We start from the raw sequence: 25,662 nt of genomic DNA on the forward strand, positions 1-25,662 counted from the left end.
CAGGTGGTTTCATCGCGACGACAAGCGCATTTGGCCATCGTCAACTACAAATATCGTCCCAGTTGCCGCCAAACTTCAAGTTTTCTGTCAAACGACAGGGTATGCGCCGGGCTGGAGGATGGCAAGGCCAGGATGTCCAGGGCCAGCCCGTCCAGCTGTCCGGCCGCGCGCGCGGCGGTGGCGCCGTTGAAAGCGGCCGCGCGCAGCCGCGGCAGGCTTTGCGCCAGCTCGCGCAAATCGTTGGACTGCTGATCGCGGATGTCTGCGTCCAGGCTGCCCCGGCGCCGTGCGCTGGCAATCACGTCCCAGAGCGCCACGCCGGCCTGCTGCAGCGCCTCCAGGCGCTCGGCGTAGGCCAGTTCGACCAAGCGCCGGCCAGTGATGGCCTGCATCAGCGGCCAGAATTGATTGCGGGGGTGAGCGTAGTACTGGCCGGCCTGCAAGGAGGCGTCGCCGGGCAAGGAACCCAGCACCAGCACGCGGGCGTCCGGCCTCGCTACCGGCGGGAAGCAGGATTTGGCGCCCTCGCCGCTCAAAACAACTGCCCCTGCTGGCGCGCCAGCCAGGCTTTGACCGGACCAAAGCTCTTGCGGTGAGCCGTCAAGGCGCCGTGCCGTTCCAGCGCGGCCAGGTGTTCCGCGGTGGGGTAACCCTTGTGGCGAGCGAAGCCGTATTGCGGATAGAGAGCGTCCAGGGCCACCAGTTCGGCATCACGCGCGGTTTTGGCCAGAATGGAGGCCGCGGAGATGGCCGCCACCTTGGCGTCGCCCTTGACGATGGCTTCCCCCGGCACCGGCAGCCCCTTGGGCACACGGTTGCCGTCGATCAGCGCGCGCGTCGCCTGCGGCTGCAGGCCTTGCACCGCGCGTGTCATCGCCAGCATGGTGGCGTGCAGAATATTGAGCTTGTCGATTTCCTCGACACTGGCGCTGGCGATGCACCAGGCCAGCGCGTCCCGCTTGATCAACAAGGCCAGCTCGTCCCGGCGGGCCTCGCTCAGCACTTTGGAGTCCGCCAGGCCGGCGATAGGCTTGGCCGGGTCCAGAATCACCGCGGCGGCGAACACCGCGCCGGCCAGCGGGCCGCGGCCGGCTTCGTCGACGCCGGCGATCCTCTCCAGATCAAGCCCGCTCATTGCCGCCCCGCCACCTGCAACACCGCGTCCGCGGCCAGCGCGGCCGTGTCCTGACGCAGCGACTGATGCAGCTCGGTAAAGGTCTGCACCATCTCGCGGCGCGCGTCCTGATCTTCGTACAGCCTTTGCATCTCCGCCGCCAGCTTGGCCGGCGTGGCCTGTTTCTGCAGCAGTTCCGGCACCACGAAGCGCCCGCACAGGATATTGGGCAGGCCGACGTAGGGCAGACGGATTTTGCGTTTGACCAGGCGGTAAGTCAGCGCGGACAGCTTGTAGCTGATCACCATCGGCTTCTTGGTCAGCGCCACTTCCAGCGTGGCGGTGCCGCTGGTGACCAACACCGCGTCGCTGGCGATCATCGCCATCTGCGCGTGGCCGAACAGCTTGCGCAAGGGCAGATCCCAGCCCTTGTGACGGGTCAGCATGCGGTCGAACAATTCCATCGTTGGACGCGTGGCCAGCGGCACCAGGAACTGGGCGTCCGGATAGCTTTTCAGCAGCAACTTGGCGGTTTCGATGTACAGCGGCGCCATGTGCTCCAGTTCGCCGATGCGGCTGCCCGGCATCAGGGTGAACACCGGCGCGCGCTGCGGCAGCCCCAGTTGTTCGCGCATCGCGCTCTGGTCCGGCCTCAACGGGATCTCGCTGGCCAACGGGTGGCCGACATAGGTCACCGGCACCCCGGCCTGGCGGTACAAGGGAGGCTCCATCGGGAACAAGCACAGCATGTGACTGACGCTGCGGCCTATCTTCTGCACCCGCTCCGGACGCCAGGCCCAAACCGAGGGGCTGACGTAGTGAACGGTGGGAATGCCGGCGCGTTTGAGCGCGGCCTCCAGATCCAGGTTGAAGTCAGGCGCGTCAATGCCGATGAAAACATCCGGCTTCTCCGCAATCAGGCGGTCGCGCAGGGTACGGCGGATGCGCAGCAGCTCCGGCAAACGCTTGAGCACTTCGGCGTAGCCCATCACCGCCAGCCGGCTTTGCGGCGCATGGCTGACGAAGCCCCTGGCTTCCATCCGCGGGCCGCCGATGCCGGCGAACTCGATGTCGGGATAGCGCGCCAGCAGCGCATCCATCAGGTGGGCGGCAAGAAGGTCGCCAGAGGCTTCCCCAGCCACCATGGCGACCTTCAGTGCCCGCTTGCTTTTAAACAAAGTGTCGGGCATGGATCTTAGCGAATGATGCCTCTGGCGGACTGGCCAAAGAAGCGGGTGAACGGCGCCAGCTCGTCGTGGCCGACGGCGGCCTCCTCCAGGATGGCGGCCTTGGCGTCTTCGAAGGGCAGACCCTGGCGGTACAGCGTCTTATAAGCGCCACGCACGCGGCGGATCTGCTCTGCGCTGAAACCCCGGCGTCTCATGCCTTCGGCGTTGATACCGGAGGGCACAGCGCGGTTGCCGTGGGCAGTCACAAATGGCGGGATGTCCTGAGCCACGGCGCTGGCGAAAGCGGTCATCGCGTGCTCGCCAATAATGACGAATTGGTGCACGCTGGTGAAACCGCCCAGGAACACCCAGTCGCTGATATGTACGTGACCGGCCAGCGTAGCGTTATTGGCCAGGATGGTATGGCTGCCCACCTGGCAGTCATGCGCTATGTGCACATAGGCCATCACCCAGTTTTCATTGCCCACGCGGGTCACGCCACCATCCTGCACCGTACCGGTATTAAAGGTGCAAAATTCGCGGATGGTGTTGTTGTCGCCGATTTCCAGGCGGGTCGGCTCGCCAGCGTACTTCAGGTCTTGCGGTATGGCGCCCAGCGAGCAGAACTGGAAGATGCGGTTGTTCTTGCCGATGGTGGTGTACCCTTCGATCACCACATGGGGACCAACCCAGCTGCCGCTGCCGATGCTGACGTTGGGGCCGATGATGGAGTAAGGACCGATCTCGACGTCGTCGGCGATCCGGGCCTTGGGGTCGACGATGGCGGTTGGATGGATGGCCATGATCACACCTCGCGCTTGGCGCACATGATTTCGGCTTCGCAAGCCAGCTGGCCGTCCACCAGCGCGCGGGCGGAGTACTTGCCGATGCCGCGCTTGCTGGTGATCAGTTCCACTTCGAAGGTCAGTTGATCGCCCGGCACCACTTGGCGCTTGAAACGGGCGTTGTCGATGCCGACGAAGAAATACAGCTCGTTCTCGGCGCGCTCGCCCTGGCTGCGGATGGCCAGGATGCCGGCGGCCTGAGCCATCGCCTCGATGATCAGCACGCCCGGCATCACCGGATACTGCTCGAAGTGGCCAACGAAGAACGGTTCGTTGATGGTGACGTTCTTCAGCGCCTTGATGCGTTTGTTTTCCTCGAATTCGGTGACACGGTCCACCAGCAGGAAAGGATAGCGATGCGGCAGATAGCGCATGATTTCGCGGACATCAATGGTGATGGCGTGTTCAGACATTGGGGGACTCCTCCTGATTCTTCATTTCTTTGAGCTCGCGTTCGAGCTGCTTGAGCCGCTTGGCCATATCATCCAGGTGACGGACGTGCACGGCGTTGGCCAGCCACTCTTTCATCGGTTGCAATGGGTAAGACGAGGCGTAAGTGCCCGGCGTCTTGATCGACTTCGACACCAGGGTGCCGCCGCCGATATGGGTTTTATCCGCTATTTCAATATGGCCGACGAACATCGCCGCGCCGCCCACCGTGCAGTAAGCGCCGATTTTGGCGCTGCCGGCGATGCCGACGCAGCCGGCGATGGCGGAATGCTCGCCGATCTGTACGTTGTGGGCGATCTGCACCAGGTTGTCCACCTTGGCGCCTTTCCTGATGACAGTGTCCGCCATCGCGCCGCGATCCACCGTGGTGTTGGCGCCGATTTCCACATCGTCCTCAATGATGACGCGGCCGGTTTGCGGAATTTTGAACCAGTGGTCCTTATCCCAGGCCAGGCCGAAGCCGTCCGCGCCGATCACGCTGCCTGAGTGCACGCCGACGCGGTTGCCCAGCACACAGCCGTGGTACAGCGTGACGTTGGGGTACAACACCACGTCGTCGCCCAACACACAGTCGTCTCCCACTACCACGCCCGGCAGCAGACGGCAGCGCTCGCCGATGACCGCATTACGGCCGATGCTGACGTGCTCGCGCACCTCGGCGCTGGCCGCTACCCGAGCGCCCTCGCCCAGCACCGCGCTGGGGTGCACGCCGGCTTGCGGCTGCGGCTGCGGGTGGAACAAGGCCGCCAGGCGCGCGAAGTAGAGATAGGGGTCGGCGGCGACGATCCAGGAGCGCTGGCTCCAGGCCTCGCTCTGCGCCAGCTCTTCCGCCATCTTGGGCGAAACGATCACCGCGCTGGCGTCGCTGTCGTCCAGCTGCTTGCGATACTTGGGGTTGGCCAGAAAGGCGATATCGCCGGCCGCGGCCGCTTCCAGCGGCGCCAGGCGGCCGACCGTCAGGTCCGGGCCGGCCCGCTCGCCGCCCAACCTTTCGATAATAAATGAGAGGGTATAAGCCATCAAAAACGAAAGCCGACCTGGGGTCGGCTTGCTCCCGTAATTATGTGTTGGCGCACCGGCCACAGCCGCGCACATCCGGGGCGGCCGTTAGAACCTGTTCAAAGTCTGCTGCGCTGCATGGAGCGTTGCACGGTGAGTACAAGCTCAAAATGCTCATGTACCCCTCGTACACTCCGCTTTTTCGCTCGTTTTCGCCTTGTCTCGCCTTGGCTCGCGAAACTTTGAACAGGCTCTTAGGCCGCCCCGCCCTGCCTTCAGCGTTCCAGTTCCTTCAGAACCTTGGGCGTCAGGTCGTACTTGGGGTTCACATACACCACGTCTTGCAGGATCAGATCGTACTGCTCGCGCTCGGCAAGTTGCTTGAGCGCGCGGTTGGCCCGCTCCTGCACCGAAGCGAACTCCTCGTTGCGGCGCTGGTTGAAGTCCTCGGACAGCTCGCGGCCCTTGGCCCGGTAATCCCGGTCCAGCGCCGCGTACTCGCGCTCGTAGCGCTTGCGGTCGTCGGAATTCAAGCTGCTCTTGGCCAGCTGGGACTCCAGCTCCTTGGCGCGCGCCTCCATCTTCTTCAGCTCGTTGCGCCGCTCGGAGAACTCCTTGTCCAGGCGTTTCTGGATGGCGATGGCCGGCGCGGCTTCGCGATAGATGCGCTCAGTGTTGACATAGCCCATTTTGAGTTCGGCCGCCTGGGCCGACATGGCGACTGCCGATACGATGGCGGCCGCCCACAGCAATGCTTTCATATAACAACCCCGTCAATTTTAGAACACGGTACCCAGCTGGAATTGGAAGCGCTGGACTTTGTCGTTGTCCTTCTTCTTCAGCGGATTGGCGATACTGAACTTCATCGGACCGATCGGAGACAGCCAGGTCAGCGCCACGCCCGCGGAATAGCGGATGCCGTCGCCGGCGGAACTGCCCGCCACAGACGGATCCCACAAGGTGCCGGCGTCGAAGAACAAGCTGGTGCGCACCGACTTATTGTCCTTCATTCCCGGGAACGGGAACAGCACTTCTGCGTTGGCCACCGCCTTGCGGGTGCCGCCCAGGTAGTCGCCGTTGGTGTCGCGCGGACCGATACTGCTGGTGTCGTAACCGCGCACCGAGCCCAGGCCGCCCATGTAGAAGTTCTGGAAGAACGGCAGGCGCGAGGTTTTGCCGTAACCGTCGGCATAGCCCAGTTCGCCGTTCAGCATCAGGGTGAAGGTTTTGCTCAGCGGGAAGAACCAAGTCTGCTGGTGAGTCAGGCGATAGTACTGCAGATCGCCGCCCGGCAGGCCGGCGTCCGCGCCCACCTTGATCACCGCGCCGCGGGTAGGCCACAGCGCGCTGTCGCGGGTATCCCGGCCCCAGCTGATGGTGCCCAGCAAGGTATTGTTGCTGCTGCCGTACTGGTTGACGAAGTCCTTGTAGCGCTGCGGACTGTTGTTGTAGGTGCTGATCTTGGTGTTTTCCGCGCCGATGCTGAAGTTGATGCGGTCGTACTCGGTCACCGGCACCCCGAAGCGCACCGCCCCGCCTATGGTGCTGGTCTTGTACGCGGAGATATTGGTGGCGTCAGGGTTGTAGACTCGGTTGTACAAGTCGTAGCCCAGGCTGACGCCGTCCGGCGTGAAGTACGGATCGGTGAAAGACAGCGAGATATTCTTGTTCACCTTGCCGGTGGACAGGCCCAGCGACATGTATTTGCCGGAACCAAAGATATTGCTCTGCGACAGGTTGGCGGACAATTGCACGCCCTCGCCCTGCACAAAGCCGATACCGGCGGATACGCTGCCGGTGGAGCGTTCCTTCAGGCTGATGTTCATGTCCACCTGGTCGGCGGCGTCGGGCACCGCCGGAGTTTCGATATTGACGTCTTCGAAATAGCCCAACAGTTCAACGCGTTCCTTGCTGCGCTTGATCTTGTCCGCGCCGTAAGGGGCGCCTTCCAGCTGGCGCAACTCGCGTCGAATCACTTCGTCGCGGGTCTTGGTGTTGCCGGCGATATTGACGCGGCGAACATAGGTCTTGCGGCCCGGATCCACGAAGAAGGTAAAGGCCACCGTCTGTTTGTCGTGGTCGATGTCCGGCAGCACGTTGACGTTGGCGAAGGCGTAGCCGGCCTGGCCCAGACGGTCGCTCAGCGACTTCACCGATTCGGTGATGCGCTCGTTGTTGAAAGTGTCCCCGGACTTGGCCTGAATCAGCTTGCGCAGGTCCGCTTCCGGCACTTTGAGGTCGCCGGCCAGCTTGATGTCGGAGATGGTGAACTTCTTGCCTTCGTGAATATTCACCGTCAGGAACATATCCTGCTTGTCGGCGCTGATCGACACCTGGGTGGAGTCGATGTTGAACTCGAGATAACCCTGGTTCTGGTAGAAAGCTTTAAGTTTCTCCAGGTCGCCGGTCAGCTTCTGCTTGGAATATTGGTCGTCCTTGGTTACCCACGACAACCAGCCGCCGGTGGTCAGGCTGAACTGGTCGATCAGCTCGGACTGTTTGAAGGCATTGGCGCCAACGATGCGGATTTCCTTGATGCGCGCGGTCACGCCTTCGTTGATGTCCAGCGTCACCGCCACGCGGTTGCGTTCCAGCTTGGTGACCGAGGGGGTCACTTCCACGGAGTACTTGCCGCGGCTGTAATACTGGCGCTTGAGTTCCTGCACCGCGCCGTCCAGCAGCGCCTGATCGAAAATCAGCGATTCGGCGAAACCGTTGTCCTTCAGCGCCTTTTTCAGTTGGTCCTTGCTGAACTCCTTGGCGCCGTTGATGTTGAGCTGGCTGACCACCGGGCGCTCTGCCACGGCCACGATCACCACGCTGTCGCGCGATTCGATGCGCACATCGTTGAAGAAGCCGGTGGCGAACAAGGCCTTGATCGCCTCGTTGGCTTTCTGGTCGTTAAAGGTGTCGCCCACCTTGACCGGCAGATAATTGAACACGGTGCCGGGTTCGGTGCGCTGCAGGCCCTCAACCCGGATATCCTTGATGACGAAGGGATCAACAGCCCAGGCCATGGAGGCCGTAGTCAAGCCCAATACGGCTGCTGCAAGCAATTTCAATTTCATAGATCGGTTTTAACCCCCAAATAGGCGGCTGAAATCATTCAGCAAGGCAAACGCCATCAAAGACGCCAGCAAGATGAAGCCAATTTTTTGTCCGAACAATTGCGCCCGCTCACTGACGGGGCGGCCTCTGATCAACTCCGCGACATAATACATTAAGTGCCCGCCATCCAGAACTGGAATCGGCAGCAGATTCAGCACGCCGATGCTGATGCTGATCAGCGCCAGAAACTCCAGATAAGGCGTCAAACCCTCGCGCGCGGTCTGGCCGGCGACATTGGCGATGGTCAGCGGACCGGACAAATTATCCAGGGAAGCCTGACCCATCAGCATGCGCCCCATGAATTTGACGCTCATCCAGCCGGTGTCCCAAGTCTTGGCCAAGGCGGCCAGGCCGGCCTGCGCCACCGAGTAATGCTCGGTGTACAGCAGTTGGCGGCCCCAGACTGCGTCCGCTTGCGGCGCGGCGCCGATGCGCCCCACCACCTCGCCGTCCTGCTGGTGGGCCTGCGGCCGCACCTTGATGCTCAGGGTGTCCGAACCGCGCTGGATTTTCACTTCCAGATCCCTGCCGGGGCTGTTGCGCACCTCGGCGACCCATCCCTCCCAGTTGCTCAGCGGCTTACCGTTGAGCGCCAGCAGTTTGTCGCCCGGCTTGAGGCCGGCGCTTTGCGCGGCGCCGCCCTCCTCCAAAGCGCCGATCACAGGCAAAAAGCGCCCCGGCGTCAGACCGGTGCTGCCTTGCTGCATCGCGGTCACCGCCTTGTCGCCAAAACGGGCCGGGTCAATGCGACGTTCAGCCCGAGCGCCCGCCGCGGTCTCCACCTGCACCACGGTGGCGTCCGGCGACATTGCCGCCTCCACCAGAGCAAGACGGATCTGCTGCCAATTGGCCACGGGCTGACCGGCCACGCTCAGGATGCGGTCGCCGGGCGCGAAGCCGGCTGCCGCCGCCGGGGTCTGCGCCACCACGGTGCCGACCAGAGGCTTGATCTGAGTCACCCCCTGCCCCATCACCACCCAATACAGCAGCACCGCCAGCAAAAGATTGGCCAGCGGGCCGGCGGCGACAATGGCGATGCGCTTCAGCACATGCTGATTGTTGAACGCCTGCGGGCGCAACGCTTCCGTCACCGGGCCCTCGCGCTCGTCCAGCATGCGCACATAGCCGCCCAGCGGGATCGGACAGATCACCCACTCGGTGCCCTTGCGCCAATATGACCACAGCGGTTTGCCGAAGCCGATGGAAAAACGCAGCACCTTGACCCCGCACAACCGGGCCACCCAATAGTGGCCCAGCTCGTGAAACGTCACCAGCACGCCGATGGCAACCAGGAAGGCGAGCAGAGTCAGCATGCGGGCACCCGCTGCAACGCGAAGGCGCGCGCTTCCTCATCCTTGGCCAACAAGGCCTCCAACGAGTCGCTGCCTGCCAGGCTGACGCCCTCCAGAGCGGCGGACACCACCGCGGGGATGTCGACGAAACGCAGACGTCCATTCAGGAAGGCGTCCACGGCGACTTCATTCGCCGCGTTCAACACCGCCGGCGCGTCGCCGCCCAGGCGCAACACGTCGAAAGCCAGCTTCAGGCAAGGGAAACGCTCCAGATCCGGCGCTTCGAAAGTGAGGTTGGACAAGGAGGAAAAGTCCAGCGAGCCCACACCGGCCTCGACCCGCTCCGGCCAGGCCAGCGCGCAGGCGATAGGGGTGCGCATATCCGGCGCGCCCAACTGGGCCATCACCGAACCATCGCGATATTGCACCATGGAATGAATCACGCTTTGCGGATGCACCACGACTTCGATGCGTTCCGGCGGCGCGGAAAACAGCCAATGCGCCTCGATCACTTCCAACCCCTTATTCATCAAGGAAGCGGAATCGACGGAAATCTTGCGCCCCATCACCCAGTTGGGATGACGACAGGCGTCGTCCGGAGTGACGCGCAGCAAGTCCTCTGCAGAAGACTGACGGAAGGGGCCGCCGGAGGCGGTAAGGATGATCTTGCGGATGCCGGCGGCGTCCAAATTGCCGGCGTAGTCGTGCGGCAGCGACTGAAAGATGGCGCTGTGCTCGCTGTCCACCGGCAGCAGGGTCGCGCCGTGGCGGCGCGCCGCGTCCATGAACAGACGGCCGGCCACCACCAACGACTCCTTGTTGGCCAACAAAATGCGCTTGCCGGCGCGCGCCGCCGCCATCGCGGACGGCAGGCCCGCGGCGCCGACGATGGAGGCCATCACCACATCGGCCTCGGGCAGCGCCGCCACCTGGACCAAGGCGGCCGGGCCGTGCAGCACCTCGGCGTTCACGCCAGCCTCGGCCAACCGGGCGCGCAAGGTGTCCGCGGACGCGGCGTCGCCAGTCACCACGTAAGCCGGCCGGAATTGCAAGGCCTGCTCGAACAAGCGCTCAATCTGACGGTTGCCGCTTAGCGCCACCACCCGGTAACGCTCGGGGTGGCGCGCCACCACGTCCAACGTATTGGCGCCCACGCTGCCGGTGGCGCCGAGAACGACAATCCCTTGCGGTTTCGTCATTGAAAGTGTTCCTGCGGTTACATGCCGCCCAGAGCCCGCAGCGCGTTGCTGACGGCGAGGACGGCGATAAGACTGTCGATACGGTCGTACACGCCGCCGTGACCGGGCAACAAGCTGCTGCTGTCCTTGATCCCCGACGCGCGCTTGAACCAGGATTCCAGCAGATCGCCCATCACGCTGACCGCGCTCAGCGGCAGCGCCAACAGCAACAGCGCCCAAATCGGCAAGCCGATGTCTATCCAGCCCAGATGATCCACCAGCGCCACGTACAGGGCCACGCAGATCACGCCGCCGTACACCCCTTCCCAGCTCTTGCCCGGGCTGATGGACGGCGCCAGCTTGCGACGGCCGAAAGCCTTGCCGGAGAAGTAAGCGGCAATGTCCGCCACCCACACCAGGCCCATCACCGCCAGCAAGGCGAAGGCGTCCGCCGCTCCGGGATGCGGCCGCCATTCCAGAAAGGCGAACCAGGCCGGCAACATCAGCAGCCAGCCCAGCAGCCAGGCCGTCGCGCCCTGACGGATGCGCCAACGCTTGGCCAGCCAGCACGGCACCAACAACAACCAGAACGCCAGCGTCAGCGCATGCTCAACCAGGCCCAGCCGGTAATGGCCGAACCAAGCCGCCGCGGCCAGCGCGCTGCTGACGGCCAGATACAGCCATTTGCCTGCGCCCGCCATGCCGGCCATGCGGCTGAATTCCCACAAGGCCAGCACGATGATCAGCCAGGAGAAGCCGGCCCAGGCTTCAGCCGGGAATAGAAACAAGGCCGCCAGCATCAGCGGCAACAACACCAGGGCGGTCAGAACGCGTGTCAGCAGCATGGCTTAGCGCCCATCCCGGCGCAGATGCTCGGGCAATTGTTCGCTGGTGCGTCCAAAGCGGCGTTCACGGGACTGGTAAGAAGCGATGGCGGCTTCCAGCGCCGCGCGATCAAAGTCCGGCCACAGCGTTTCGGTGAAGTGCAGTTCGGAATAAGCCAACTGCCACAGCAGGAAGTTGCTGATGCGCTGCTCGCCGCCTGTGCGGATGAACAGGTCCGGCTCAGGCGCCCACGGCATCGACAGACGCTGGGTCAGCGCCTCTTCGTCGATATGAGTGACGCCCTCGGCGATCAGGCTATTGACCGCGTTGAGGATATCCCAACGGCCGCCGTAATCGGCGGCGATGTTCAAGGCCAGACCATCGTTGCCGGCGGTCTTTTCCTCGGCGCGCAGGATGCGCTCCTGCAGATCCGCGCTGAAACGCTCGCGAGAACCCAATACCCGCAAGCGGATATTGTTGTTGTGCAGTTTGCTCACCTCGTGCTCCAGCGCGCGAATGAACAGGTCCATCAGAAAGGAGACTTCTTCCTGCGGACGCCGCCAGTTCTCGGTGGAGAACGCGAACAGGGTCAGACATTCGACGCCCAACTCCTTGCAGGCTCCGACGATCTCGCGCACGGTGTCCAGGCCGCGCTTATGGCCGGCCACGCGCGGCAAAAAACGCTTCTTGGCCCAACGACCGTTGCCATCCATGATGATGGCGATATGCCGCGGCACGGAACGCACCTCCGGCACATCCTTGGTAGAGCTTGCAAACAAAACGCGGGGCTCCTTAGACGGCCATCAGGTCGGCTTCCTTGGCTGCCAGGACCTTATCGATTTCGACGGTGTATTTGTCGGTCAGCTTCTGGATGTCATCCTGGCCGCGACGCTCGTCGTCTTCGGTGATGGCCTTGTCTTTGAGCAGGTTTTTGAACTCGTTGTTGGCGTCGCGGCGGATGTTGCGAACGGCTACGCGCGCGCCCTCGGCTTCACCGCGCACCACCTTAATCAGGTCTTTGCGGCGCTCTTCGGTCAGCATCGGCATCGGCACGCGGATGATCTCGCCCATGGAGGCCGGGTTCAGGCCCAGGTCGGAGTCGCGGATCGCTTTTTCGATCTTGGCCAGCATCGGTTTTTCCCAGGGCTGCACACCGATCGTACGCGCGTCCACCAGCGTCACGTTGGCCACCTGGCTGATGGGCACGTCGCTGCCATAGTAGTCCACCATGACATGATCAAGAATGCCGGTATGGGCGCGACCGGTGCGTACTTTGCTCAGGTCGGTCTTAAACGCTTCCAGCGACTTCTGCATTTTCTGCTCGGCAGATTTCTTGATGTCGTTAATCATGTCTACTCCAAATCGAAACTTAAAAAGACAAGGCGAAAACGGCCATTGCCGCTTTCGCCTTCAGCAATTTTCAAACTCAGCAGTGTACCAGCGTGCCTTCGTCTTCGCCAAGCACGACCCGGGTCAGCGCGCCGCTCTTGAAGATGCTGAACACCTTGATGTTCAGGTTTTGGTCGCGGCACAGCGCGAAGGCGGTGGCGTCCATCACCTTGAGATTGCGCGAGATCGCCTCGTCGAAGGTCAAGGTCTGGTAACGTATCGCGTCCGGGTTCTTTTTCGGGTCATCCGTGTACACGCCATCCACTTTGGTGGCTTTCAGCATGATGTCCACGTTCATTTCCATGCCGCGCAACGCCGCGGCGGTGTCGGTGGTGAAGAAGGGGTTGCCGGTGCCGGCGGCGAAGATCACCACCTTGCCCTCCTCCAGGTACTGCATGGCCTTGCCGCGCACATAAGGCTCCGCGATCTGCTGCATGGTCAGCGCCGACTGCACGCGCGCGATCAACCCAGCCTTGGTCATCGCGTCCTTCAGCGCCAGCGCGTTCATTACCGTCGCCATCATGCCCATATAGTCCGCGGTGGCCCGGTCCATGCCCGCAGCAGCCGGCGCCACGCCGCGGAAGATATTGCCGCCGCCGATCACCACGCCCACTTGCACGCCAAGCTCCACCACCTCCTTGATCTGCCCCACGATCTGCTCGATCGTGGTGCGGTTGATGCCATAGTTGTCATCGCCCATCAGGGCTTCGCCGGACAGTTTCAGCAGGATGCGTTTATAGGCAGGAACTTGGCTCATGGTAACCTCGGTTTGGCTGGATATTCGGTTTTTAGTTTGCAAAACGGCACCCTGCAGGCAGGGTGCCGTCAATACGTCTCGCGACTGAGATCTTACAGCTTGGCGGCTGCAGCCACTTCAGCGGCGTAGTCTACTACTTTCTTCTCAATGCCTTCGCCCACTACGAACATGGCGAACGCCTTGACGGAGGACTTCTTCTCGGCCAGCAGCTTTTCAACGGTCACGTCCGGGTTCTTGACGAAGGGTTGGCCCATCAGGGTCACTTCGGCCAGGAACTTGTTGACGCGGCCTTCCACCATCTTGGCGACGATGTCGGCCGGCTTGCCGGATTCGGCGGCCTGCGCGGTGTAGATCTTGCGCTCTTGTTCCAGAGTTTCGGCCGGAACCTGATCCTTGGACACGCAGATCGGCTTGGAAGCGGCGATGTGCATGGCCACGTCCTTGCCCACTTGCTCTTCGCCGGCGAAGTCGACGATCACGCCGATCTTGGCGCCGTGCAGGTAGGTGGCGATAGCGCCTTCGGTCTGGTAGCGAACGAAACGACGGATGGTCATGTTCTCGCCCAGCTTGGCGATGGCGGCCTTGCGGATGTCTTCAACGGACTGGCCGTCGATTTCCACAGCGGACAGTGCTTCCACGTCAGCCGGGTTGGCGATCACAACAGCCTTGGCGGCAGCGGCGGCCAGAGCCAGGAAGGTCGGGTCCTTGGCAACAAAGTCGGTTTCGCAGTTGACTTCCACCAGGGCGCCAACACCGCCTTCAACGAAGGAACCGATGATGCCTTCAGCAGCCACGCGGCCAGCCATCTTGGAAGCCTTGTTGCCGGACTTGATGCGCAGGATTTCTTCAGCTTTGGCAGCGTCGCCTTCGGCTTCCACCAGAGCTTTTTTACATTCCATCATGCCGAGGCCGGTAGCCGCGCGCAGATCCGAAACCATTTTTGCGGTAATTTCCGCCATACTTCGCACTCCTAATGATTTTGATTACGTGGGTCTAAAAAAAGGGGCTTGCGCCCCCTTTTCGTCTGCTTACTCGGCTTGAGCCGATTCAGCAGCCACGATCTCTTGCAGAGACTGGGCGCGGCCTTCCAGCACCGCGTCGGCCATGCCGCGAGCGTACAGGCGGATGGCGCGGCTGGAGTCGTCGTTGCCCGGGATCACGTAATCGATGCCGTCCGGGGTGTTGTTGGTGTCAACAACGCCGATAACCGGGATACCCAGTTTCTTGGCTTCGACGATGGTGCCCTTCTGGTAGCCAGTGTCGATAACGAAGATGGCGTCCGGCAGGCCCTTCATATCCTTGATGCCGCCCAGCGAACGCTCCAGCTTGTCGACTTCGCGTTGCAGGTCCAGCAGTTCTTTCTTGTTGTAACCGGTATCGCCAGCGGATTCCAGAATGGCGCGCTTCTCTTCAAGACGCTTGATCGACTGCTTCACGGTCTTGTAGTTGGTCAGCATGCCGCCCAGCCAGCGGTGGTCAACAAACGGCATGCCGCAACGGGCAGCTTCTTCACGTACGATCTCACGAGCCTGACGCTTGGTGCCCACGAACATGATGGAACCTTTGTTGGCGGCCAGACGACGCACATAATCCTGGGCTTCCACGAACAGCGGCAGAGTCTTTTCCAGGTTGATGATGTGAATCTTGTTGCGGCTGCCAAAGATGTACTTAGCCATCTTCGGGTTCCAGAAGCGGGTTTGGTGGCCGAAGTGAACGCCGGCCTCAAGCATTTGACGCATGGTAACGTTGGTGGACATGCAAAAACTCCTTAAAGGGTTAAGCCTCCATCCGCGCAGACAACCTCGAAACGAGGCACCCTTTGGCGCGGATGTGCGTAATAGATGATTTTCCCCCGCCAGTATGGCAAGGGACGCGGGATTCTAGCACCGGACGGCGATCCGCTCAAGCCTCGTCGCGCGCCTCGCGCGCTTTTTCACGCTGACGGCGCAGTTTGCGCCGCGTCATCCGTGCCACAAAAAAGGTGGGCAGCACGCCCAGAAAGAACAAGATGGACAGCGAAGCCAGCACGCTGTGCTGCGCCACCGCCAGCATCAGCACCACGTAAAGCCAGCCCAGCAACACGATCAGCAGCATATTTAAACAATCGTTTGAATTTTCCGGCAAAGCCGACAACAATGACAGCGCCGGGTCCAGCCCATTGCGCCCGCCAACCCTCGACCGACCGATATTGTAAAGCGAGCCCCGCCCCATGCAAACCGCCATTACCCGACTGCTCGACATCCAGCGCCCGCTAATCTGCCCCGGCATGAGCTACATCGCCACCCCGGAACTGGTGGCCGCCGTCGGCAACGCCGGCGGCCTGGGCATACTCGCCACCGGCCCGCTGACACCAGAACTGACGCGACAAGCCATCCGCCGCGTGCGCGAACTGAGCGACCGGCCCTTTGGCGTCGGCTGCACGCTCATGATGCCAGGCGCCAAGGAAAACGCCATGGTCGCCCTGGAAGAACGCGTGCCTGTGATCAATTTTTCGCTGGGCAAGGGCGATTGGCTGATTGAACGCGCTCACGCCTACGGCGGCAAGACCATCGCCACCGTGGTGACGGAAAAGCACGCGCGCTCGGCGGAAGCCTCCGGCGCCGACGCCCTGCTGGTCACCGGCCACGAGGCCGCCGCCCACGGCGGCGCCGTCACCTCGCTGGCACTGATCCCGGCCATCCGCAAGGCCAGCGCCTTGCCCATCATCGCAGCCGGGGGCTTTGCCGACGGCCAGGGCCTGATTGCCGCGCTGGCGCTGGGCGCCGATGCCGTGGCAATGGGCACGCGACTGGCCATGAGCAAGGAAAGCCCTGTGCACCAGCGCACCAAGGAGATGATTCGGCAACGCGGCGTGGCCGACACCTTGTACTCCAAGAACTTCGACGGCCTGTGGTGCCGAGTGATGGACACCCCCGCCGCTCGCCAAGCCACGCGCAAGCCGCTTAGCCTGCTGGCCGCCGCCTGGCGCGCCAGCGCCGCCGCGCGCAAGCTGGGCATGCCCATCGCCAAAGTCGTGCTGGGCGGCCTGCTGAGCCAACCCCAAGCACTGCGGCAACTGGCGCAGTTCGGCGCCGCCACAGAATCCATCCGGCTGGCGATAGAGGACGGCGACCACGACAAAGGCGTGCAGCTGATTGGCCAGGCCCAGGGCCTGATCGACGATGTGCCCGGCGTTGCCGAGTTGTTCGAGCGCATCCTGACCGAAGCGCACGCCTGCCGGCAAAGACTCGCCGCCCTGGACCTCTGACAAATAAAAAACCGCCGCCCCCATTAAGGGAACGGCGGTTTTTGCAAGGCCAGCGTGAATCAGGACGCGGCGTTGGCTTTGGCCATCTTGCGACGATCCGATTCGTTCAGATAACGCTTGCGGATGCGGATGGACTTCGGCGTGATTTCCACCAACTCGTCGTCGTCGATGAACTCCACCGCGGACTCCAAGGTCAACTTGATCGGCGTGGTCAAACGCACGGCTTCGTCGGTGCCGGAGGCGCGCACGTTGGTCAACTGCTTGCCCTTGACCGGGTTCACCACCAGATCGTTGTCGCGGCTATGAATACCGATGATCATGCCTTCGTACAGCTTCTCGCCCGGGGCCACGAACATGCGGCCGCGGTCTTCCAGCTTCCACAGCGCGTAAGCCACCGCTTCGCCGTTCTCTTGCGAGATCAGCACGCCGTTGTGACGACCCGGCATATCCGGCTTGACCGGCGCGTAGTCGTCGAACACGTGGCTCATCAAGCCGGTGCCGCGAGTCATGGTCATGAAGTCGGACTGGAAGCCGATCAGACCGCGCGCCGGAATATGGTATTCCAGGCGAGTGCGGCCGTTGCCGTCGGATTCCATATTGGTCAGTTCGCCGCGGCGACGACCGATTTCTTCCATCACGCCGCCCTGGTGATCGTCTTCCAGGTCGATGGTCAGGTTTTCGTACGGCTCGCACTTCTGGCCGTCGATCTCCTTGAACACCACGCGCGGCTTGGCCACGGCCATTTCAAAGCCTTCGCGACGCATGTTTTCCAGCAGAATGGTCAGGTGCAGCTCGCCACGACCGGACACGCGGAACACGTCGGAGTCGCCGGTGTCTTCCACGCGCAGCGCCACATTGGTCAGCAGTTCCTTGGTCAGACGATCGCGGATTTGACGCGAGGTCACGAACTTGCCTTCGGTGCCGGCCAGCGGCGAGGAGTTCACCATGAAGTCCATGGTCAGCGTCGGCTCATCCACGGACAGCATCGGCAGGCCTACCGGCTGCTCTTTGTCGCAAATGGTCACGCCGATGCCGATATCCTCGATGCCGGAGATGATGATGATGTCGCCCGCCTCGGCTTCTTCAACCGGAACGCGGTCCAGGCCCTGATAACCCAGAACTTGGTTGATGCGGCCGGAAGCCACTTGATCGTCATGGTTCATCACCACCACTTGCTGACCCGGCTTGATGCGGCCGTTCAGCACGCGGCCCACGCCCAGGCGGCCAGTGTAAGTGGAGTAGTCCAGCGCGGAAATCTGCAGTTGCAGCGGCGCGTCGGCGCTGCCCGGCGGGGTCGGCACGTGCTTGAGCACGGTGTCGAACAGCGGGCGCATATTGTCGGACTCTTCTTCCAGCTCCAGCTTGGCGAAACCGTTCAGGCCGGAAGCGTAGATAATGGGGAAGTCCAGCTGTTCGTCAGTCGCGCCCAGCTTGTCGAACAGGTCGAAAGTCTGATCCACCACCCAGTCCGGACGCGCGCCCGGACGATCCACCTTGTTGATCACCACGATCGGGCGCAGACCCAGCGCCAGCGCTTTCTTGGTGACGAAACGGGTTTGCGGCATCGGGCCTTCTACGGCGTCAACCAACAGCAGCACGCCGTCCACCATGCCCAACACGCGCTCAACTTCGCCGCCGAAGTCGGCGTGTCCCGGAGTGTCGACGATATTGATGTGCACGCCTTCGTATTCGATGGCGGTGTTTTTGGCCAGAATGGTGATGCCGCGTTCTTTTTCAAGATCGTTGCTGTCCATTACACGCTCGTCCACCTGCTGGTTCTCGCGGAAGGTACCGGATTGACGCAGCAGTTGGTCTACAAGCGTGGTCTTGCCATGGTCGACGTGGGCGATGATGGCGATATTGCGAATTTGTCGGGTCATTTTTGGAGGAGGATGGATACAGAAAAATCGCTGGATAATAGCACAAAAAACAGTCCCTACCAAAAATTCCGGCGGGCGACAAGCGTTGGGCTTTTGCGTACACTGCGCGGCAAACCGATTTTCGACGAGGAAACGCGCTATGTACGACTGGAACGCCTTATGGAAGGAACACGAGGCCTACCGCACCGGCTACGCCGTCCAGCACAACGACGCCAACCAGTTGGCAGACGCCTTGTCCGCCACGCTGATCAAGCCGGCCGCGGACATAGAAGACGTGGCCGTCTACGACAATGGCGACCGCTACCTGCTGGCCGGCCACAAAGACGGCCTGCAACTGCTGGAGATCGCCAAGCACAGCCTGTTCGACATCACACTGCGCTTCGTCACCGAGGACGAGGAGCAGGACATCGCCCCGCCCTACATCGAAATCCATGTCGACAACCTGGCCACTGAAGAGCAGGCGGTCTGGCGCGCCGCGGTCAGCCGCGACGAAGAAGGCCGGATCTGGGTAGGCAAGCGCGCGCTGGACGAAGGCGTGGTGCCGGCCATGCCCTTCGACGAACTGTCCTTCACCGACAACGCCCGCTTCCGCGAAGCATTGACCCGCGTTTGGCACGAAGACCTGCCGCAACTGAAACCCGCCCTGGACGCTTGGTTCCAGCACGGCGCGCTGAGCGCTCCGGCCGACGAGCCCGCCCACTACGGCGACGCCGCGCGGGTGCGGCAGATTTGCGACCGCTACGCCGAGATCGTACGTCGCGAACAGGCGCTGCTGTCGCGCCAGTTCAGCGACCCGGAACTGCACCTGATCGCCCAAGTACTGAAAGGCGTGCATTTCGACGACGCCGCCGCCTGCCGCGGCGTGTGGCTGGCGGTGGAGGCGCGCATCATCGAGGAAGAACTGGATCAGCAGTGGAAAGTGGACGGGGAAAAGCTCCTAACCAAGATGAAGGCGCTCAGCTATGCGCAGGAAGTGGCGCTGATAGAAGCGCTGTCGCCGTTGCCGTCCAACTGAACACCTGAAACCGGAACGCGGGTAAAATGCCCCCGATCCGAGCAATCACTCCAATATATCCAAGCGACCGGCCCCGCCAGCACGCGCCGCGCCGGCCCTCATCGAGAAAGACTGAAAGATATGGCTCAAACAAGCGCCCTGAGACAACTTCCGCAAAGCAACTTGTTCCGCCCCGGCGACGTTTTCGTCTTGTTCGGCGAACTGTTCGGCCGCGGCTACGCCAACGGCCTGATCAATGAAGCGCGCAAGGCCGGCATGGACATCATCGGCATGACCGTGGGCCGCCGCGACGAAAACAACCAACTACGCCCGCTGAACGAGGAAGAATTGGCCGCGGCCGAAGCCAATCTGGGCGGCCGCGTGATCAATGTGCCGCTGATGGCCGGCTTTGACCAGGATGGCTCGCCGACGCCAACCGAGCTGCTGGCCTCCCTGACCCTGAAAAGCTGGCAGGACGACAAACTGGACTGGGCTCACATCGAACAATGCCGCCAAATCGGCGTGCAGCGCTTCAAGGATGGGGTTGCCAAGGCGATGGCCCAGCTGGACGCCATGATCGACGACGGCCGCAACGTGTTCTTCGCCCACACCATGGCCGGCGGCATTCCCAAAGCCAAGGTCTTCCTGGCCATCGCCAACCGCGTCTACAAGGGCCGCGGCGAGCGCTTCCTGTCCACCCAGGCGCTGCTGGACAGCGATCTGGGCAAGCTGATCCTGCAAAACTTCGACGAAGTCACCGCCAACACCTTCCAGCACCTGATAGACGGCAGCGCGGCGCTGCGCAGCCGGCTGGAAGCCGCAGGCGGTCAGGTGCGCTACACCGCCTACGGCTACCACGGCACCGAGATCCTGATCGACGGCGATTACCAGTGGCAGACCTATACCAACTACACCCAGGGCTACGCCAAGATGCGCCTGGAAAACATCGCCCGCGCCGCCTGGGAACAGGGCGTCAAGGCCACGGTGTTCAACTGCCCGGAAATCCGCACCAACTCCTCGGACATCTTCGTCGGCGTGGAGCTGCCGCTGCTGGCGTTGCTGCGCGCCTTGAAACGCGAGGACGGCGGCGCTTGGGCCGACGCGCAATGGCAAGCCTGCGCCGCCCTGCTGCAGGACGGCCACACGCTGGAAGAAGTACTGGAGAAGATAGACGCGCTCAATAGCGGCGAGGTGATGTGCGGCTTCCGCAATTTCGACGCCTGGCCGATGCCGAACAGCCCGGAGCTGGCCGAGGTGATGATAGGCACGTCCGACGCCATCGTGGATATGCACCAGGACAAGAAGGCCTTGATCACCGACCACCTGAGCAGCCTGGTGATCGACGCCACCGGCCCGCTGATGTTCCACGAAGCCGCCGCGCCCGCCGGCCCGGTGCTGTGGCTGAACCACGACATCATCGCGCGCCATCTGAACCGGATGCACGGCTAAGCCCGCTCCGCCCGAGGCCACACACAAACCGGCGCGCCCATCTGGGCGCGCTTTTTCATTCAACGCACCTCTCAGAACGTGTAGACGATCTCGCAAGCAAGAGCGAGACAAGGCGAGAACCGCCGAGAAAGCGGAATGGTCATACGGCACATGAGCATTTCGAATGCGGCACTCACCGGGCCGCGCCTCACGACGCGCAGCAGATCGTAAACAGCTTCTCAGCCCGCCAACACCGGAAACAAGGTCAACACCACCTTCCCCAGATTGCGGTTGGCCTCCACGTAGGCGTGCGCATCGGCTACCTGAGTCAAGGGGTAGCTGGAATCCAGCGTCAGGCGCAGCTTGCCCTGCTCCAGCGCCGGCAAAATCCGAGCTTCCACCGCCCGCGCCAAGCGCGCCTTCACTTCCAAGGGCTGCGGCCGCAGCGTGGAACCGATCAGCGCGATGCGCTTCATCAGCAGTGCTCCAAGATTCAGCTCCGCCTTGGCGCCGCCGAGCAGGCCGATATTGACCAACCGCCCATCCGGCTTCAAGGTCGACAGATTATCGTTCAGATAGCTGGCGCCCACCGGGTCCAGCACCACGTCGACGCCTCCCCAGTCCTTGACCATGGGCCCGAAGGCCGGCGTCTGCCGGTAGTTGAACGCCTGGACCGCGCCCAACTCGCGGCAAAACGCCGCCTTCTCCTCGCTGCCCGCGCTGGCGTAGGCCTGCGCGCCCAATAGACCAGCCAACTGGATTGCCGCCGCGCCCACGCCGCTGGCGCCGGCGTGCACCAGCACAGTCTCTCCGGCCTGCAAGCTGGCTTTTTCCACCAGATTGAACCAGGCCGTCATCCAGGCCTCGGGCAGGCTGGCCGCCTCCACCCAGGACAGCCAGTCCGGCTTGGCGATGGCCAGGGCTTCTTCCAGCACCGCGTATTCCGCGTAGCCGCCACCGCTGATCAGGCCGAACACCGCATCTCCAGGCTGAAAACGCGAACCCGCGTCCACCTCTTCCACCACCCCGGCCACCTCCAGACCCAGAATGGGGCTGGCGCCCGGCGGGGGCGGATAATGTCCGGCGCGCTGCGCCAGATCGGCGCGATTGACGCCCGCGGCCATGACCCGCACCAATAGCTGCCCGGCGCCCCGAAGCGGCGGCGCGATTTCGTCCACCTGCAAGGTGTCGACTCCGCCTGGAGCCGACTGCACAACTGCCAACATACGTCCCCCTTCCACTGACAAACAACTGATTAGCAATACAAAAATTTTGCCAAGCCGGGCTTGGACGAGTATGATTTCGGCCCTTGCCTGGATACCGCGCGTCGGACCGAGGCAGGACTACCGTCTCGCAACACTGGGTTCCCTCACCCCAATCCAAACAAAAAGGCCGACATCATGTTTAGCTTTACCCGCCAACAGCGGCTGTCCGCGCTGCTGTGGCTGTCCCTGTTCCACATCGCCATCATCGCGTCCAGCAATTATCTGGTCCAACTGCCCATCACCGTGTTCGGCTTCCACACCACCTGGGGCGCGTTCACCTTTCCGTTCATCTTCCTGGCCACCGACCTGACCGTGCGCGTGTTCGGCGCACAGCTTGCCCGTCGCATCATTTTCGCGGCAATGTTGCCGGCACTGGCGATCTCTTACCTGATCTCCACCTTGTTCTACCAAGGCGCCTGGCAAGGCGTCGCCGCGCTGGCCAGCTTCAACCTTTTCGTCGCCCGCATCGCCGTCGCCAGCTTCGCCGCCTACGCGCTGGGCCAAATCCTGGACGTGCAGGTGTTCAACCGCTTGCGACAGTTGAAAACCTGGTGGATCGCTCCGGCCTCGGCCATGTTGTTCGGCAATATCAGCGACACGCTGGCCTTCTTCTTCATTGCCTTCTACCAGAGCAGCGACCCGTTCATGGCCGCCAACTGGGTGGAAATAGCGCTAGTGGACTACAGCTTCAAACTACTGATCTGCCTGCTGTTCTTCCTGCCCATGTACGGCGTGATCCTGAACCGCATCCTGAAGCAACTGAGCTTGCGCGGCGTGGAGCCGCAGCTGCGCGCGGCCTGAGAACGTGTCCATGATCTGAGCCGCCCCGCCTTCAGATCAAACGCCCCCAGCAGATGGGGGCCGACACGGCCTTTTCCAACGCGCCGACACAAGCCAAACACGGCCGGATTGATTACAATCGGCCATCATGAGTGAAAACTGCTTCCATTGCGGCCTGCCGGTGCCGCCCGACGTCCAGTTCCCGGTCAAATACCGCGAAGTCGATCAGCCCACCTGTTGCGCCGGCTGCCAAGCGGTGGCGGTCACCATCATCCAGTCCGGCCTGTCCGATTACTACCAGCACCGCACCGAAGGGGCACGCCAGGCCGAGCCGGTGCCGCGCGAGTTGCTGGAGCAGATCAAACTCTACGATTCCGACGAGCTGCAGCGCAGCTTTGTGCGCTTTGAAGCGGAAAACCTGCGAGAAGCCTCCCTCATGCTGGAAGGCATCACCTGCGCCGCCTGTGTTTGGCTCAACGAGCAGCACATCCGCCAGTTGCCCGGCATTGTCAGCGTCGACATCAATTACAGCAACCATCGCGCTCGCGTGCGCTGGGACAATAGCCGGGTCCAATTGTCCGCCATCCTGGAGGCGGTCAGCGCCATCGGCTACCGCGCCCACCCCTACGACGCCGAGCGCCAGGAAGCGCTGAACCAGAAAGAACGCAAGCAGGCGATCAACCGCCTGTGGGCCGCCGGCCTGTCCATGATGCAGGTGATGATGTACGCGGTGCCTATTTACCTGGCGCCGGACGGCGAGATCACGCCGGACTTTCTATGGCTGTTGCACTGGTCCAGCTTCATCCTGACTCTGCCGGTGGTGCTCTACTCCGCCGTGCCCTTCTACCGCGCCACCTGGCGCGACCTCAAAACCCGGCGCGTGGGCATGGACACCCCGGTGACCATCGGCATCCTCACCGCCTTCCTGTCCAGCTTCTGGGCGCTGATCAACAAAGTGGAACACGGCGTCTACTTCGACTCGGTGTCGATGTTCGTGTTCCTGCTGCTGGGCGGCCGCTACCTGGAGGGCATCGCCCGGCGCAAAGCCGGCGAGGCCACGGAAAGCCTGGTCAAGCTGATCCCCGCCTTCGCTCATCGCCTGACCGGCTGGCCGGATAACCGCCAAAGCGAGGAAACCACCGTGGCGCAGTTGCGCCCCGGCGACGTGATTCTGGTCAAACCCGGCGAGACCATTCCCGCCGACGGCCTGGTGCTGGACGGCCATAGCGCCAGCAATGAAGCGCTGTTGACCGGCGAAAGCCGCCCGGTGACCAAGGACGCCGGCGCAGCGGTGATCGCCGGCAGCGTCAATGCCGCCAGCCCATTGGTGGTGCGGGTGGAACAGACCGGCCAGGACACCCGGCTGGCCGGCATCGTGCGGCTGCTGGACCAGGCGCTGGCGGAAAAACCGCGGCTGGCGGTGATCGCCGACCGCTTCGCCAGTTGGTTCGTCGCGCTGCTGCTGCTGGCCGCGGCCGGCACCTACCTGGGCTGGCACTACATCGAACCGGACCGCGCGCTATGGATCATGGTGGCGGTGCTGGTGATTTCCTGTCCCTGCGCGCTGTCTCTGGCCACCCCGGCGGCCTTGACCGCCGCCTCCGGCCACCTGGCGGCCCTGGGGGTGCTGACCACCCGCGGCCACGCGCTGGAGACCCTGCCCAAGATCAGCGACGTGGTCTTCGACAAAACCGGCACCCTGACCCATGGCGACATGCGGCTGCTGGACAGCTGGACCGCCCCCGGCCGCGACGCGGCGGCGGCGCTGGCCACGGCGGCGGCGCTGGAGCAGGGCTCGGAGCATCCGGTGGCGCGCGCGCTGCTGGCCGCCGCCGGCGACGGCCCGCACCAGGCGGCGGAAGCGCTGCGCAACCATCCGGGTCAAGGCGTGAGCGGCCGGCTGAACGGCCGCGACTGGCGCATAGGCTCGCCGGAATTCATCGCCGCTCAGTTGGGCGGCTGCCCTCTTCCTTCCGCAGACTGGCACGGCGACAAAACCCTGATCGCGCTGGCTGACGAAACGGAACTGGTCGCCTTGTTCGCCATCGGCGACGCCGTGCGCGCCGACGCCGCGCCGCTGCTGCGCCAGTTGAAACAGCGCGGCCTGCGCGTGCATCTGCTCAGCGGCGACGGCGCCGGCCCTGTCTCCAATTTGGCGCGCCAGCTGGACATGGACGCGCATATCGCCCGCGCCGCGCCGGAGGATAAATTGGCCTACGTCGGCCGGCTGCAAGCCGCCGGCAAGCGCGTGCTGATGGTGGGCGACGGCATCAACGACGCGCCGGTGCTGGCCAAGGCCGACGTGTCCATCGCCATGGGCGGCGGCACCGACGTGGCGCGCGCCAGCGGCGACATGGTACTGATTGGCGACCGGCTGGGGCTGATCGCCAACGCGTTCGAACTGTCTCGCAAGACCTTGTCTGTGATACGTCAAAACTTGTGGTGGGCCGCCGCTTACAATATCGTGGCGCTGCCCTTGGCCATCACCGGCCACGTTACGCCGTGGATCGCCAGCCTGGGCATGGCGTCCAGCTCTCTCATCGTAGTCGGCAACGCCCTCCGACTGGTCAAACGGAAATCCTGATGGAAAGCCTGTATCTGCTCATTCCGCTCAGCCTGGTGCTGGCCTTCGTCATCGGCGGCATTTTCTGGTGGGCCACCCGCAACGGCCAGTTCGACGATATGGAAGGCCCGGCGCATCGCATTCTGATGGACGACGACAAGCCCAAGGACGGCGGCGGCGGTGGCGATGCTCCGCGCGGCGATTAAAGCGCCGTCCACCCGTCCAAACCACTCCCGGCGCCGTCCGTGCGCCGGTTTTTCCCGACCCGCCGCGGTGCGCCCCATTGTCCCGCAGCGGACCGAACCCTCACCCAAATCGAATAAAATCAAGGACAAAGCGCTTCAATCGCTTTCGTTCTCCGATTTTTGCTGTAAAATCG

General features: G+C 63.0%; 25 protein-coding genes. 6 read left to right on the forward strand and 19 right to left on the reverse strand.

The features are described 5' to 3' along the window. Window positions 1-44 precede the first annotated feature (44 nt). The 17 genes from BR71_RS16255 to BR71_RS16335 form a co-directional block, all read right to left on the reverse strand. Window positions 45-536 carry a DNA-deoxyinosine glycosylase gene (locus BR71_RS16255; RefSeq protein ID WP_043639895.1) on the reverse strand — a complete coding sequence of 164 codons (492 nt, stop codon included), beginning with the start codon at window positions 534-536 and terminating at the stop codon, window positions 45-47. Continuing rightward, the gene (rnhB, locus tag BR71_RS16260; protein WP_043639898.1) at window positions 533-1,135 is read right to left on the reverse strand and encodes a ribonuclease HII; all 603 of its coding nucleotides are present in this window, start codon (window positions 1,133-1,135) and stop codon (window positions 533-535) included. The genes BR71_RS16255 and rnhB overlap by 4 nt, the downstream gene beginning before the upstream one ends. Then, the gene (lpxB, locus tag BR71_RS16265; protein WP_043639902.1) at window positions 1,132-2,304 is read right to left on the reverse strand and encodes a lipid-A-disaccharide synthase; all 1,173 of its coding nucleotides are present in this window, start codon (window positions 2,302-2,304) and stop codon (window positions 1,132-1,134) included. The genes rnhB and lpxB overlap by 4 nt, the downstream gene beginning before the upstream one ends. A gap of 5 nt (window positions 2,305-2,309) precedes the next feature. Then, window positions 2,310-3,086: an acyl-ACP--UDP-N-acetylglucosamine O-acyltransferase gene (gene lpxA, locus BR71_RS16270; protein WP_043639905.1), complete on the reverse strand. Its 777-nt coding sequence runs from the start codon at window positions 3,084-3,086 to the stop codon at window positions 2,310-2,312. Window positions 3,087-3,088: 2 nt separating this feature from the next. Beyond that, entirely contained in the window at window positions 3,089-3,541 is a 453-nt protein-coding gene (fabZ, locus tag BR71_RS16275; RefSeq protein WP_043639907.1) for a 3-hydroxyacyl-ACP dehydratase FabZ, read from the reverse strand. Then, entirely contained in the window at window positions 3,534-4,598 is a 1,065-nt protein-coding gene (gene lpxD / locus BR71_RS16280; protein ID WP_043639910.1) for a UDP-3-O-(3-hydroxymyristoyl)glucosamine N-acyltransferase, read from the reverse strand. The genes fabZ and lpxD overlap by 8 nt, the downstream gene beginning before the upstream one ends. Window positions 4,599-4,852: 254 nt before the next feature. Then, the gene (locus BR71_RS16285; protein ID WP_043639914.1) at window positions 4,853-5,338 is read right to left on the reverse strand and encodes an OmpH/Skp family outer membrane protein; all 486 of its coding nucleotides are present in this window, start codon (window positions 5,336-5,338) and stop codon (window positions 4,853-4,855) included. An 18-nt stretch (window positions 5,339-5,356) separates the two neighbouring features. After that, window positions 5,357-7,645 (reverse strand): outer membrane protein assembly factor BamA, encoded by a 2,289-nt coding sequence (gene bamA / locus BR71_RS16290; RefSeq protein ID WP_043639920.1) that lies wholly within the window; start codon window positions 7,643-7,645, stop codon window positions 5,357-5,359. Between the two features lie 9 nt (window positions 7,646-7,654). Beyond that, entirely contained in the window at window positions 7,655-8,998 is a 1,344-nt protein-coding gene (gene rseP / locus BR71_RS16295; protein WP_043639923.1) for an RIP metalloprotease RseP, read from the reverse strand. Continuing rightward, complete coding sequence (ispC, locus tag BR71_RS16300) at window positions 8,992-10,176, reverse strand: 1-deoxy-D-xylulose-5-phosphate reductoisomerase (RefSeq protein ID WP_043639926.1); 1,185 nt, start codon at window positions 10,174-10,176, stop codon at window positions 8,992-8,994. The genes rseP and ispC overlap by 7 nt, the downstream gene beginning before the upstream one ends. A 17-nt stretch (window positions 10,177-10,193) precedes the next feature. Continuing rightward, window positions 10,194-11,000 (reverse strand): phosphatidate cytidylyltransferase, encoded by an 807-nt coding sequence (locus BR71_RS16305; RefSeq protein WP_043639929.1) that lies wholly within the window; start codon window positions 10,998-11,000, stop codon window positions 10,194-10,196. Between the two features lie 3 nt (window positions 11,001-11,003). Next, window positions 11,004-11,693 carry a polyprenyl diphosphate synthase gene (gene uppS, locus BR71_RS16310; RefSeq protein WP_240314884.1) on the reverse strand — a complete coding sequence of 230 codons (690 nt, stop codon included), beginning with the start codon at window positions 11,691-11,693 and terminating at the stop codon, window positions 11,004-11,006. Window positions 11,694-11,772: 79 nt separating this feature from the next. After that, complete coding sequence (frr, locus tag BR71_RS16315) at window positions 11,773-12,330, reverse strand: ribosome recycling factor (RefSeq protein WP_043639935.1); 558 nt, start codon at window positions 12,328-12,330, stop codon at window positions 11,773-11,775. 76 nt (window positions 12,331-12,406) lie between these two features. Then, window positions 12,407-13,126, reverse strand: coding sequence for a UMP kinase (gene pyrH / locus BR71_RS16320; RefSeq protein WP_019104408.1), 720 nt, complete (start codon window positions 13,124-13,126; stop codon window positions 12,407-12,409). Between the two features lie 92 nt (window positions 13,127-13,218). Beyond that, a complete protein-coding gene (gene tsf, locus BR71_RS16325) occupies window positions 13,219-14,085 on the reverse strand; it encodes a translation elongation factor Ts (protein WP_019102340.1) in 867 nt (288 codons plus the stop codon). 69 nt (window positions 14,086-14,154) lie between these two features. Next, window positions 14,155-14,883, reverse strand: coding sequence for a 30S ribosomal protein S2 (rpsB, locus tag BR71_RS16330; protein ID WP_019102339.1), 729 nt, complete (start codon window positions 14,881-14,883; stop codon window positions 14,155-14,157). Between the two features lie 145 nt (window positions 14,884-15,028). Then, window positions 15,029-15,220, reverse strand: a complete 192-nt coding sequence (locus BR71_RS16335) for a hypothetical protein (protein ID WP_019103093.1) — start codon at window positions 15,218-15,220, stop codon at window positions 15,029-15,031. A 115-nt stretch (window positions 15,221-15,335) separates the two neighbouring features. Between BR71_RS16335 and BR71_RS16340 the strand changes: the two genes are divergently transcribed. Continuing rightward, complete coding sequence (locus tag BR71_RS16340; RefSeq protein ID WP_043639939.1) at window positions 15,336-16,373, forward strand: NAD(P)H-dependent flavin oxidoreductase; 1,038 nt, start codon at window positions 15,336-15,338, stop codon at window positions 16,371-16,373. Window positions 16,374-16,432: 59 nt separating this feature from the next. On the opposite strand, the gene typA is transcribed toward BR71_RS16340, so the two are convergent. Further along, window positions 16,433-18,253 carry a translational GTPase TypA gene (gene typA, locus BR71_RS16345; protein ID WP_043639942.1) on the reverse strand — a complete coding sequence of 607 codons (1,821 nt, stop codon included), beginning with the start codon at window positions 18,251-18,253 and terminating at the stop codon, window positions 16,433-16,435. A 139-nt stretch (window positions 18,254-18,392) separates the two neighbouring features. Between typA and BR71_RS16350 the strand changes: the two genes are divergently transcribed. Then, window positions 18,393-19,268, forward strand: a complete 876-nt coding sequence (locus BR71_RS16350) for a hypothetical protein (protein WP_043639945.1) — start codon at window positions 18,393-18,395, stop codon at window positions 19,266-19,268. 120 nt (window positions 19,269-19,388) lie between these two features. Beyond that, window positions 19,389-20,696 (forward strand): enoyl ACP reductase FabMG family protein, encoded by a 1,308-nt coding sequence (locus tag BR71_RS16355; RefSeq protein WP_043639949.1) that lies wholly within the window; start codon window positions 19,389-19,391, stop codon window positions 20,694-20,696. Window positions 20,697-20,914: 218 nt separating this feature from the next. Here the strand turns inward: BR71_RS16355 and BR71_RS16360 are convergent, their stop codons facing one another. Beyond that, window positions 20,915-21,901 (reverse strand): NAD(P)H-quinone oxidoreductase, encoded by a 987-nt coding sequence (locus BR71_RS16360; RefSeq protein ID WP_043639952.1) that lies wholly within the window; start codon window positions 21,899-21,901, stop codon window positions 20,915-20,917. Between the two features lie 174 nt (window positions 21,902-22,075). Here BR71_RS16360 and BR71_RS16365 point away from each other — a divergent pair, with 174 nt between their 5' ends. The 3 genes from BR71_RS16365 (at window position 22,076) to ccoS (ending at window position 25,489) form a co-directional block, all read left to right on the forward strand. Further along, window positions 22,076-22,741, forward strand: coding sequence for a 7-cyano-7-deazaguanine/7-aminomethyl-7-deazaguanine transporter (locus BR71_RS16365; RefSeq protein ID WP_043639956.1), 666 nt, complete (start codon window positions 22,076-22,078; stop codon window positions 22,739-22,741). A 127-nt stretch (window positions 22,742-22,868) separates the two neighbouring features. Beyond that, entirely contained in the window at window positions 22,869-25,304 is a 2,436-nt protein-coding gene (locus BR71_RS16370) for a heavy metal translocating P-type ATPase (RefSeq protein ID WP_043639959.1), read from the forward strand. Continuing rightward, on the forward strand, window positions 25,304-25,489 hold the full coding sequence (ccoS, locus tag BR71_RS16375) for a cbb3-type cytochrome oxidase assembly protein CcoS (RefSeq protein WP_043639964.1): 186 nt from the start codon (window positions 25,304-25,306) through the stop codon (window positions 25,487-25,489). The genes BR71_RS16370 and ccoS overlap by 1 nt, the downstream gene beginning before the upstream one ends. The last annotated feature ends 173 nt before the right edge of the window (window positions 25,490-25,662 follow it).

This window comes from Chromobacterium haemolyticum DSM 19808 (assembly GCF_000711885.1).
In the GTDB taxonomy this organism is placed as follows: Bacteria; Pseudomonadota; Gammaproteobacteria; order Burkholderiales; family Chromobacteriaceae; genus Chromobacterium; species Chromobacterium haemolyticum.